11 protein-coding genes are annotated in these 11,454 nt (G+C 69.7%); 7 read left to right on the forward strand and 4 right to left on the reverse strand.

The genetic code is table 11. The annotated features are described in order from the left end of the window. Positions 1-88: 88 nt before the first annotated feature. Genes ACIP93_RS32775 through ACIP93_RS32790 form a run of 4 tightly spaced genes read right to left on the reverse strand, consistent with a single transcriptional unit; the run spans position 89 to position 2,875 of the window. On the reverse strand, positions 89-466 hold the full coding sequence (locus ACIP93_RS32775) for an RRQRL motif-containing zinc-binding protein (RefSeq protein WP_401764899.1): 378 nt from the start codon (positions 464-466) through the stop codon (positions 89-91). Further along, complete coding sequence (locus ACIP93_RS32780) at positions 466-2,064, reverse strand: hypothetical protein (RefSeq protein ID WP_401764902.1); 1,599 nt, start codon at positions 2,062-2,064, stop codon at positions 466-468. Before ACIP93_RS32780 ends, ACIP93_RS32775 begins: the two co-directional genes overlap by 1 nt. Next, positions 2,061-2,459 (reverse strand): hypothetical protein, encoded by a 399-nt coding sequence (locus ACIP93_RS32785; RefSeq protein WP_401764905.1) that lies wholly within the window; start codon positions 2,457-2,459, stop codon positions 2,061-2,063. The genes ACIP93_RS32780 and ACIP93_RS32785 overlap by 4 nt, the downstream gene beginning before the upstream one ends. Then, the gene (locus ACIP93_RS32790; RefSeq protein WP_401764907.1) at positions 2,456-2,875 is read right to left on the reverse strand and encodes a hypothetical protein; all 420 of its coding nucleotides are present in this window, start codon (positions 2,873-2,875) and stop codon (positions 2,456-2,458) included. The genes ACIP93_RS32785 and ACIP93_RS32790 overlap by 4 nt, the downstream gene beginning before the upstream one ends. A 243-nt stretch (positions 2,876-3,118) precedes the next feature. Between ACIP93_RS32790 and ACIP93_RS32795 the strand changes: the two genes are divergently transcribed. From ACIP93_RS32795 to ACIP93_RS32825, 7 genes are all read left to right on the forward strand, one after another. Further along, positions 3,119-4,456, forward strand: a complete 1,338-nt coding sequence (locus ACIP93_RS32795; RefSeq protein WP_401764910.1) for a GNAT family N-acetyltransferase — start codon at positions 3,119-3,121, stop codon at positions 4,454-4,456. A gap of 570 nt (positions 4,457-5,026) precedes the next feature. After that, entirely contained in the window at positions 5,027-6,091 is a 1,065-nt protein-coding gene (locus ACIP93_RS32800; RefSeq protein WP_401764913.1) for a hypothetical protein, read from the forward strand. A gap of 83 nt (positions 6,092-6,174) precedes the next feature. Beyond that, positions 6,175-7,617: a replicative DNA helicase gene (gene dnaB / locus ACIP93_RS32805; protein ID WP_401764916.1), complete on the forward strand. Its 1,443-nt coding sequence runs from the start codon at positions 6,175-6,177 to the stop codon at positions 7,615-7,617. Between the two features lie 10 nt (positions 7,618-7,627). Next, positions 7,628-9,841 (forward strand): Mucin-19, encoded by a 2,214-nt coding sequence (locus ACIP93_RS32810; protein WP_401764919.1) that lies wholly within the window; start codon positions 7,628-7,630, stop codon positions 9,839-9,841. Then, positions 9,838-10,089, forward strand: coding sequence for a hypothetical protein (locus ACIP93_RS32815; protein ID WP_401764921.1), 252 nt, complete (start codon positions 9,838-9,840; stop codon positions 10,087-10,089). Before ACIP93_RS32810 ends, ACIP93_RS32815 begins: the two co-directional genes overlap by 4 nt. Continuing rightward, the gene (locus ACIP93_RS32820; protein WP_401764924.1) at positions 10,086-10,886 is read left to right on the forward strand and encodes a hypothetical protein; all 801 of its coding nucleotides are present in this window, start codon (positions 10,086-10,088) and stop codon (positions 10,884-10,886) included. The genes ACIP93_RS32815 and ACIP93_RS32820 overlap by 4 nt, the downstream gene beginning before the upstream one ends. A 13-nt stretch (positions 10,887-10,899) precedes the next feature. Further along, entirely contained in the window at positions 10,900-11,271 is a 372-nt protein-coding gene (locus tag ACIP93_RS32825) for a DUF192 domain-containing protein (RefSeq protein ID WP_401764926.1), read from the forward strand. Positions 11,272-11,454: the final 183 nt, after the last annotated feature.

Raw genomic sequence — 11,454 nt, forward strand, 5'->3', positions numbered from 1 at the left:
GGGGTGAGCGCGGGGTGGGGAAGCCGGGCATCGCTTTGGTCGGTTGAGACCGGCGGGCCCCGCCCTGCGCTCTGGGGGAAGGTTCGGGTCAGGCGGTGTTCGCGCCGCCGGGGCAGTCGTTGCAGACCCCGTAACGCTTGGGGATCTCGTAGTCCTTCTCGGTGTGGCACTCGGGGCAGACCCGGCGGGCCGCCACCGCCTTGCGGACCGCGGCCCATCGCGCCTCCGTCATCGGCCGCTTCGCCTTGGCCAGCTCGACCAGGTAGAGGGCGGCGAACATCGGGTTGCCCTGGCGAGTCCACCCGAGCTGGCCGGCCACGGGCTGGCCGCCCGGACGCAGCCCGCGGGCCCGCAGCTGTCGGTAGGTGGCCATGACCTCGGGGTCGGGGCCGAGCTTCCAGGGCCAGGTCGGTAGGCCGAACTCCTCACCCTTCGGGTCGTCGTAGCGGGGGCTGGTTCGCGGCATCACCGGCTCCCGGGGCCGGCCGAGTTGCTGAGAACCGACTTGGCCTTGGCGAGGCGTTCGTAGACCCAGGACTTGCCCGGCTCGATGGCCTGGTCTCCGCGGACTTCCGCGCGGCGCCGCTTCGTCTCCGCGGCGACCCCCTTGGCGGTGGGGATCCGGCCGTCACGGATCTCGTCGCGGATCCACTCCTCAATCACGGTCTTCTCGGTCGCGTCGTAGTTCTTCGCGGTTTCCGCAGCAGCCCGCCGAGCGGCCGGCGAGAGCCTCCGCACGGGCGCCGTCACGGACTGCCGCTTCGAACCCGCGGCCGCGGGCTCGCGCTTCCGTGCGGGCGCGTTCCTGGGTGGACGAGCGGGCGGGGGGACGGACGCGTTTACCTGCGAAGATCCATTCCACCGGAAAGCGTTCGCCGGGCCCTCTACGAGCCCGTCACGGGTTCCGGCAAAGACCCGTGTGGGGAGGGTTGCAAGCTCTTTCGTGGACGGCTTTACGGGCCCCTCAGAGACGTTCTCGGCCGCCACTGCGGACACCTTCGCGGAAGCGGTGAGGCGCATGCGGCGCGCGTCCGCGAGCTCCTCCAGGACCTCCGCCAGACGGCCCTCCGCGTCCACCCGCAGCCCGAGCATGTCAGCCGACAGATGCCGCAGCAGTTCCTCGGGCAGCTCGGCGCCGGTGCCTTCGTGCACGCCGTACGCAGCGTGCCAGGCCTCGTCCTCGGAGAGCAGTTCGTGCCCGGCAATCGCACGCAGCATCTTCGCCGTCGCCCACACCTCCGGCAGCAGATCCTCGCGCTGCCTGCGAGTGGCCTTCATGTCCTTGCGCCGGGCCCGCTCGGCCTTCAGCCGCGCCCGGGCTTCCTGGTGCCGGCCGAGCTGGACCAGCTGCCAGACGGCGATAGGGATGATCGAGGACGCTGCCAGGACGGCGCCCAGGATGGTCCCGTACTTCTCGCCACCGACCTGCTGGCCGTGCAGCCAGTTGATCAATGCAGCCAGGCCCGCGAAAATGTAGATCGCGATCCGGTACGGCCAGGGCGAGCGGCCCTGCTGCATCGCCTTGGCCTCGCCGGCCGTGGCCGCCCAGGCGGAGCACTCCAGCATCACCGGCAGCAGAGCGACCAGAAGGAAGCCCACCCAGCGCATCTCGGTGAGCAGACCCGTGACGCTCAGCGAAGCAGCCTGGGAGATGAGAGCCGGGACGATACTGCAGGCCATGACGGCCAGTGCGGCGGCCAGGTCGAGGTGTTCGGCCAGCCACGCCGGGGCGACGTTGAGCCGGGCGGCGACCCGCTCGCGGAACTCCTTGCGGCGCCGGGCCTTCTCCCGCCTCCGCTCCTTCTCGGCCGCCGCCTTCGCGGCCTGGTCCGCCTTCGCCTTCGCAAGGTTGGCGGCGGCCTCGGCCTCCTTGGCCTTGCGGACGCGCTCGGCCTCGCGGTCCTTGGCTTCCTGCTCATCGGCGGCGCGCGCCCGCTCCTGATCGAAGGCCTGCTGCCGCCGCTCACGGTCGAGACGGGCACGCAGTTCTTCGGCCAGGCGGGTCTGTTCGGCCTCGGCGGCGTTGTCCTCGCGCCGGGCGGTACGGAAGTCAGCGAGGCTCACGGCGTACCTCCGGCGGTCGGGGTGACCGCGTGCGGGGCGTAGCGGTACAGGGCGGCGACGAGGGCGACGACCAGGCAGACGCCGAGGCGCTCGGCGACGCCGGGGGTGAGGCCGAGGAGCCAGGCGCCGCCGGCCACAGCCAGAGGAAGCTGGATCGCGCCGAGTTCGGCGAGGAGCCGGGTCAGGCGCGCCCGGATCTCGACGATGGGCGTGTGGCCGCGGCTGTCGAGGTAGCCGAGGCCGGCGACCGGGAGCGCGATCAGTACGCGCTGCCACCAGGTCGCCTCCAGGCCCAGGAGCCAGCCGGCACCGAAGAGGATGAACGCGGTGATGGACCACGTCGTCACCAGGGCCTGGACCTTCAAGGGCAGGCCGTACGAGGTGCTGGTGCTCATGCGACCTTCACCTCCCGCGCGATGAAGAAGGTCGCCGGGGCCGACTTGCCCCGCCGGAAGCCCGCCACGAGCGCGACGGTAAGCGGAAAGGAGATGGAGCCGGGGCGGTTCGGGTGGGAGTCCGCGGGGACCGGACCGAAGACGCGGTCGGTCTGCTTCGACTCGGGCTCGCCCGTCAACCGGCGGAGCAGCTCGGCGACATGGGCGGCGGTCTTCGGGTCGTGCTCGGCGATGCCGAGGATCACGTCGGCCTGAAACTCCAGGCGCTCCGCCTGCTGTTCGGCCGACTCGTCCAGCGGGGCCAGCCAGTCGACCGGCCTCACGCCGGTCAGCAGCTGCAGCTGGTGCAGGACCTCGATCTGTTCCAGCCCCTGCGGGCGGGTCGTACGGCTCCTGGCTGCGATGATGGTGTTCACGGGTCGGTCTCCACTTCGGATGGATACAAGACGGCCTGTGCGGCGGTTCCCCCGGTGTTTCTTGGCAGAGGCCCGGGGGAGCCGCTTTTTTCGTGTCTAGGCATGCAAGGATCACTCGAAGTGCATTGAGTATCCAATGGCTCGACGTGAATGATGTTGACATCACTCCGCGCGTCCGGTCAAGCGCGGATCGCCGAATCGGGTACATTGACTACTCAATACGAAACGAGGTATAGATCTTCCATGTCGATCAGCCGTAAGCCCCGCGCTCTCTACCTACGGATCGCCGATCAGATCCGGGCGGAGATCAGCGATGGCACGCTCGCTCCCGGTGCGCGCCTGCCTACCGAAACTGAACTCGCACAGCGCTGGGACACCACCCGGTCCACTGCTGTGAAAGGGCTTGGGGTGCTGATCAACGAGGGGCTGGTCGTCGCCGACCGTCCCCGCGGACACTTCGTCCGCGACCGCCGGCCGATGGCTTACAGCCCGCAGGCCGAGTTCCGGCGGCGCCCGCTCAGCCCGGCCATGGACGCCTTCATGGCGCAGCTGAGCAACGAGGGCCGGAGCGCGAGCCAGAAGATCGAAGTCGCAATCGTCCAGCCCACCCGGGAAATCCGCGAGCACCTCCAGCTGAAGGAGGGCCAGCTCACAGCAGTACGCCGCCGCGTCCGGTTCGTGGATGGCGAGCCCTTCAACACCAACGACTCTTACTTCCCCCTCGACCTCGTGCAGGGCACCGAGATCATGGACCCGAAAGACATCGCGCGCGGCGCCAACGTCGTGCTCGGCGAACTCGGCTATGAGCAGGTTCGGGCCCAGAACGAGGTCCACGTCCGGATGCCGTCGCCCGAGGAGGTGGACCGCCTCCATCTCGGCCCGGGCACACCAGTAGCCATCCACGTCCTCACCGGCTTCACCGCCGCCGACAAGCCTGTCCGGGTGGTCGTCAACTGCCTCCCTGGCGACCGCCACGTCATCACCTGGGAGCATTGCAAGCCCAGCCTGGGCGGGCCTCTCATCATCCGACCCGCGACCGAGGGCGAACTCGGCACCGTCACCGCGCTCTGGGAGCAGGCCGCCGAATGGCTCAACAACCGCGGCATCAACCAGTGGCAGTACGCCCCGCGTGAAGAACGCATCGCGGCCAACATCGCCGCGGGCGAGTGCTACCTGGTCGAGGACGGTGGGGTCGCCCTCGCCACCATCACCCTGGACCGGTTCGCCGACTCCGACTTCTGGACGGAGGAGGAGGCAGCCCAGCCCGCCCTGTACGTGCATCGCATGGTCGTCCGGCGCGACGTGAGCGGCGGCGAACTCGGAAGTGCCATGCTCGACTGGGCCAGCGAGCAGGCCAAGGCCGCGGGCCTGGAGTGGCTGCGCCTGGACGCCTGGCGCGACAACAACGCGCTCCAGGAGTACTACCTCGGCCGGGGCTTCGAGCACGTCCGCACCGTCGAGGCGGAAGGCCGCGGCAGCGGCGCCCTCTTCCAGCGCACCGCTGGCCAGGTCCGCCGCATCGGCCCCGAGCTCCAGACCGCGCCGGCAAGCGCGGCACCCGTCAGCACCGAAGCAAAGTGAGGAGAATGTCCGCCATGAACATCGACTCCGTCTAGAAACGAGGACGGCCGCCCTGGTTGGACAGGACGGCCGTCAAGCGACTCCCCAGCCGGCAAGCATCCGGAGTCGTGGTTCAGCGCGGTGACCGCGCTGGGTGCCTGGACCACCAGGGGCCCGCTGGTCACCTACCCGACAGAATAGACAACGATCCGTGGGCAAGCACAGCACACCCTTGCCCAGGTGGCCCGCGTCACAGTTGATCAGCTGATCCATGGCTCCCTCATGAAGGGAACCTTGCGTGTCAAACCAGCACAATGCCGCCAGGGCCGTACAGACCCCGAGCCCGCCCCGCGGGCCAGGCTTGCCCGGTGGCGCCCCGCCGGGACCACGCCGAGATGGGCAAGCCCCGCACCTGGGCCTTTCGGGCCGCGGGCAAGCTTTCGGGCAAGCCCGGATGTGGAGAGTTCACGGCACAACTTCCGCCAGGAGGAGTGCCGTGCACCCGAACTACCCTCTGACCGCCACCACGTGGGTGGCGGGCCGCCCCCGTACCGCTCTGCCCGTAGCCAGCCGCCGCAAGTCGGTGTCGGCATGAGTCAGCGCCACGAATTCGACCTCAGCGCTGCCATCGTCCGGGGCCAGGCTCCGGCTCGCGCCGTCACGGTCCAGCGCGCCGTGGCTTTCAGCGGCCGCCTGACACACCAGCTCGACTACGTCGTCTATCTCCATGTCCTCTTCGCGATCAACTCCGGCCACCAGGTCACCGTGCCCGGAGTGGTCGCCTCGGTCCGCGAAGCGGGCGTGCGGTCGGCGAAGAGCGGTACCGAGCTCGTGGGCCGGGATGCCGTCTACGAGTCCTTCGCCCGGCTCATCGAGGCCCGCTTCATCCGCCGTACGACCATCCCTAACCCGAAGGGCAAGGGGTACCGCGGGCTGACCTCGTACGAGGTGTACGAGCACTTCGAGGACAACCCCGACTACTCGCCCGAGGACGCCGCCGAGGAGTCCGACACCAAACTTCCGGTGTTCGCGGAAACTGCTGTTTCTGCAGGTCAGGCCTCTTCCGGTGTTCGCGGAAATAAGGGTGCTTCCGGTGTTCGCGGAAGCGGTGTTCGCGGACGTGGAGGATCGTTCGTTTCCGCAGGTCAGCCCACGTCCGCGAACACCGGAAGTGGAAAGGGCTCCCCCCCACACCCCCCGGAGGAGGTAAATACCTCCTCCCCCTACCCCCTCGGGACAGGTGCGGAAGGTGTGGCGCCTGCGGCGCGGGAGGAGGAGGGGGAGACCCCCACCAACCACACGCCCTCGGCTGAGCAGGTGGAAGCCGCGTCGCAGTTCCTGCAGACGCTGCCCCGCCCCTGGACCGCAGGGCGCGTAACCGCGAAGGCCCTCGCTCCTCTGCTGGCAGAAGTCGCTGCCGATCAGGGATGGGAGCTGGACGACTCCCTGGTTGCAGAGCTCACCCAGAACCCCGAAGGCGTGAAGCGTCCGACGAAGGTGCTCAAGGGCCGCATCGAGGACCTCCCTCGTCGGCTGGCCCGCAAGGACGTACCCAGGCCCCGTCCGGCCGTGGCCGACGCCCCCGACTTCACACCGGTCCCGATGCCGGAGAAGGTCGCCACGATTCTTTCCGGCCTGCGACGGCCGGCTGTCTGACCCAGCCGCGCACATGATGGCGGCGGCCGCTCCCGCGAAGAACCGGCCGCCGCTCCAGACCACTACCTGACAGGAAGAGATCCATGACCAGTGTTCCACCCCCCGCGGTGCCGACGGAGGACGGCCTGCATATCGAGCCCACCTTCCGGGCCGCACGCGACCAGCCCGAGCGTCAGGCCTTCGACCGAATCCCGCCCCAGGATCTTGACGCGGAGGCGTCGGTCCTCGGCAGCATGATCCTGTCGAAGGCAGCCATCACCGACGTGTCCAACCTGCTGGCCGCCGACGACTTCTACCGACCCGCCCACCAGACGATCTACCGGGCGATCCTGGAACTGGCGGCCAAGGGTCCGGTCGACCCGCTTACCCTCAGCGGCGCCCTCCTGAAGGCCGGCGACCTCGCGAAGGTCGGCGGGGCTCCGTACCTGCACGTCCTCGTGCAGTCCGTCCCGACTTCCGCGAACGCCGAGTACTACGCCGAGATCGTGCGCGAGCGGGCCGTTTTGCGGCGTCTGGTGGAGGCGGGCACGAAGATCGTTCAGATGGGCTACGAGGGCATCGGCGAACTCGACGAGATCACCGCGAGCGCCGCCGCTGAGATCGCCGCGGTCACCGAAGGACGCGACCGTCAGGACGACTTCTTCACCCCGAGCAACACCCTCGAAGGCACCCTGGACATGGTCCAGGCGGCCGAGTCGGGCGCCGAGCTCACCGGTGTGCCGACAGGCTTCACCGACCTCGACTCGCTGACAAACGGCTTCCAGCCGGGACAGATCATCGTGGTGGCCGCCCGACCCGGAATGGGTAAGTCCACGATCGCCATGGACTTCGCGCGCGCCTGCACGATGCCGCGAGGAAAGAACCGGCAGCCCATCCCCGATGCAGGCCGCCCGGCGGCGTTCATCACACTGGAAATGAGCATCGACGAACTCAACATGCGTGCTCTGTCCGCCGAAGGAGACGTCGCCCTTCATCACCTGCGCTCGGGCACACTCGATGAGGAGGGGTGGAAGAGGCTCGCCATCGCTGCCACGCGGTACAGCGAGGCGCCGCTCTACATCAACGAGAGCGCGCGGTCCCTGGCCGAGATTCAGGCGAAGTGCCGCCGCCTCAAGACCCGCATCCCCGACCTCGCCGAGATCATCATCGACTACGCGCAGCTGGTCACCAGCGGCTCGAAGCGGTACGAGTCCCGCGAGCAGGAGGTCAGCAACATCTCCCGGAGCCTCAAGCTGCTGGCCAAGGAGCTCCAGCTGCCGATCATTCTGCTCTCGCAGCTCAACCGAGGGCCGGAAATGCGGGCGGACAAGCGGCCGCAGGTCTCGGACCTTCGGGAGTCCGGCTCGATTGAGCAGGACGCGGACATGGTCATCCTCCTGTACCGCGACGACGCCTACGAGAAGGAAAGCCCGCGGGCCGGCGAGGTCGACATCATTGTCGGCAAGCACCGCAACGGGCCGACCGCAACGATCACAGTGGCGCAGCAGCTCTACATGTCGCGGTTCGTCGACATGGCCAACACCTGAGGGGGACCAGATGGACAGCAAGGAATTCTCCACCGGCCTCACCGAGTTGCGGGCCGTACGCGACGAACTCAAGCCCCTGGAACGTGAGCTGACGCAGCTCCAGGCCAAGATCGGCAAGCTGCACGCCAACCGGGCCGAGAAGATCCGTCGGCTCGGGGCGTATACGAAGGCGACCTCGGACCGGATCGCGACTGCCGCCGGTCTCTCCGTGATCGACATCGTGGCCCTGGTGCCTTCTCTGGCCCCTCAGAGCGCCCCTGAGGGGCCTGTGAAGCCTTCCGTGACCGGAACCGCCACCGTTGATCAGTTGGCCCCTCAGGCGCCCGCTGAGCCGATCAAGGAAATGGCCGCGCCGCCGACGGCGGATGAACTGCGGCCCGCAGAGCCGGCCGGTACCGTAGCCCGCCTCGGCGCCACGTCCACCGACGCCGCCTCAGGCCCGGCAGCGCCCGCCGTATCCGAGCAGGCCGCAGCCGCACCGGCTCCCGCTGCCACCGGGGCAGAGGAGGACGTGCGAGTCCTGCCCTCGATCCCCGACGGTGCCGACGGCGACGCCTGGTTCCGTGCCGAGCCCGGCCTCACGTCGAAGCGGCCGAACTTCAAGCAGGCCACCAGAGGAATGGCGTTCCTCGACGCTGCGACCGGTGTCCTGGTGTGGCAGGGCGGCACCGTCCGCCTGGACCTCGGCCGGGCCTCGGTGGCGGAGATCCTCACCGCCGTTTACGCACAGGTCCCGGCCACCGTCGAACGGATCTACGTCACCGCAGGCGACCCGTGGCACCAGGACAGCGAGCGGCACGAGTTCCTGAAGGACGCCGTCGCCGCCTGGCTGAACGGCCCGCTCCCGGAGGGCTGGACGGTGGAGTCCTCCCGCGGAAAGGACCGCCAGGCCGGCCACCTGGTCCACCCCCGCAACCCCGTGGGACGCTGGCAGCGCGGTGACCAGCACACCGAAATCCGCTCGGTCGGCGAATGGTTCGACCCCGAGGGCGCTGACCCGGCGACGGTGCGCGCCGCGTTCGTCGAGCTGTGGAAGGCGCTGCGGCCGCACTTCGAGGACGTCGTCCTCATGGGCTCGCCGTCGCAGACCGGCCGGGACCTGTGGTCGCGGACGATCCCGGCCAAGGCCGGCGCGAAGTGGGCAGAGGGCTTCCCCGTCATGTCGCAGGAGATCCGCGGCCTGCTCCACGCCACCGCCGGACAGGGCCGGACCGAGCTGATCACGCCGCCGCGCGTACCGGAGCGGGTACCTGGCTGGTACGAGGTCGACCGCACCTTCGCCTACGCCAAGCACACCTGGGCATCCGGGGTCGGCGTACCGAAGCGGATCACCGCCGCAGCCTTCGCGGCCATGACCGAGAAGGAGCAGAACGACGCACTGTTCGCGCCGTCGCACTGGCAGGTGCGGGTGACGATCCCGAAGGGCTGGAGCCACGTCGGGCTGCTCCCTGCCCCAGCACCGGGTGAGCGGTCCTGGCACTACCCGTACGAGGGCGGGCAGACATTCACCACCTGGGCGGGCGGCGCCGAGGTCAACCTCGCGCTGCGCAACCCGATCGCACCGTGGCGGATCGAGATCCTCGACGGCCTGCTGTGGGAGACCGGCAACCCGCTCAAGAGCTGGAGCACCAAGCTCCGCGAGGCCTGGCAGGCTCTGCGGGCCACCGCCGAGCTGCACGGCGACGAGCAGCAGAAGCAGGCATGCCACCTGGCCTCCCGCGCGGTGCGCAGCATCCTGCTGTACGGGATCGGCACGTTCGCGCAGCGCCCCCGGATCACGACCGGTTCCCTGGAGCTGGGCGGCGGCGGCGCGGTGCCCGACCTGCCGGACGGTGCGCGGCTGACCGGCATCACGGACACCCACGTCACCTGGGAGCGCAACCAGGGGTTCGCGCGGGACCAGTACGCTCACCCGGAGTGGGCGGCCGGGGTGTGGTCGGCGGCCCGGGCGGCGCTGCTGTCGGTGAGCACCAGCTCGAAGGACCCGGCGACCGGGAAGCCGTTGAAGGCTGGTGCGCTGCACCTCCCGCCCGGGAGCATCCTGGCGTTCCGGACCGACGCCATCTACACCTCGGCGCCGGTCAGCTGGGAGTACGGCGGTGAGCCGGGCGACTACCTGCTCAAGGGACGCATGCCCTGGGAGCAGACGACCCCGCGCACGGACGAGGAGTTCTACTACCTGCAAGGCCTGGGCCGTCAGGCGCTGGAAGCGGAGGGCATGTGAGCAGCGTCGACGTGGCCTGGGGTGGGCAGTGGGAGCACCCGGCCTGTGGTGCCTCGGGCGAGGCCATGTGGGAGGACGAGGCGACCGTCGACTCCGGGCACGACTGCGGCCGGGAGGGAGCGGTGGTGTGGAGCGCGGAGTGGCGGTGCCACGGCTGCGGTGACGAGGGCGACGACCACTTCGAGGACAGCAGCCTGGTGTACGCCGACCACGAGTGTGACGACGAGAACGAGGAGGCGGCCGCGTGACGCCGCGCAGGAGGAGGCCGGCGGGCGGCCGGAGCGCACAGCGCGGCGAGGCCGCCCGGCTCACCTCGGAGCTGGAGCGGGCCGGGTTCAGCCGGAAGCAGGTAGGCGAGATCCTCGGCCGCAATCCGTCGCTGGTCTCGCAGTTCTTCACGAAGAACAAGGGCGCCTCGATGGTGGAGGCGCTGCGGGCCGTGGTCCAGGAGGTGCAGGCTGGCGGCCCGCGGGACGTCGCGAGCCTGAAGGCCCTGGCCGCCGGGCACGTCCAGCCCCGGCTGAACCGGGAGGGCTACAAGGCCCGTGTGCGCGGGAAGACGCGGGTGCGGGCGGAACGGACGGTCAAGGACGCCAAAGGCAAGCCGGTCATCGGCGCCGACGGGAAGCCGGTCAGGGCCTGGTCCTCGTCCCTGGCCAAGGCCGGCAGGCAGCACATCTCCTCCGGCGCAGGCCGGCTGAGGCCCGTGGTCGACGACGCGGCCGCCAACGGCGGGAAGATCGCCTTCACCGTCCGGGCCCGCAAGGGCTCCTTCAAGCACGACGCCGGCCGCCGGGCCGATTCCCCCGGTGTCCGGCGCAACGTCGTCCAGCGCCGTGATGGGACCGAGGAGCGGGCCTACGCCGACAACCGCGGCGGCCCGGGATCCGGCGAGGAGGGGTTCGACGGCGCCGAGTTCAAGGCCCTGGTCGACGCAGCCGGCGGAGACGTCGCGGCTGCCGTGCAGAAGTGGCTCGTCGACAACGACCGCATCGAGCCCGGTACACCGATCGTCGGCCTGGAGATCCGTGCCTGGAAGCCCTAGCTAGGGTGTCCGCATGGTGAAGTGGCGGGACGGGCGCGGGCAGTTGCGGAGCGGCCCGGTGGAGGTCGAGCTAGAGGTGGCCGCCTCCTACCGGGCCCGGACGCGAGGGCTGCTCGGACGGGACGGGATCAAGGGAGCCCTGCTGCTCACGCCGGCCGGCAGCGTGCACACCTTCCGCATGCGGTTCGCCATCGACGTCGCCTTCCTGGACCGGCGTCACCGCGTCATCGCGATGACCACCATGCCTCCCAACCGCCTGGGCCGTCCGCGATTCCGCTCCCGTCACGTCCTGGAGGCCGAGGCCGGCGCCATGGACGCCTGGGGTCTGCGCGTCGGCAGCGTGGTGGAGCTGCAGCAGGGTCCTGTGCTGGTGGGCACCCCCTAGCCAGGCGTTTAGGTGCGGCGGCCCTGGGGCGATTGCCTCGGGGTCCCTTCACCCACACGTATGCATTCACTTGAAATGCATTCCAAATGAATGCATACTCGTGTTGGCGGTGCACTCGCATCGCCCAGACCACCGAGACCGGCATGACCGACGGACTCCCGGACTGCCCCCCAACTCCCCCGC

This window comes from Streptomyces sp. NPDC088745, assembly GCF_044751045.1.
GTDB classification, from domain to species: domain Bacteria; phylum Actinomycetota; class Actinomycetes; order Streptomycetales; family Streptomycetaceae; genus Streptomyces; species Streptomyces cremeus.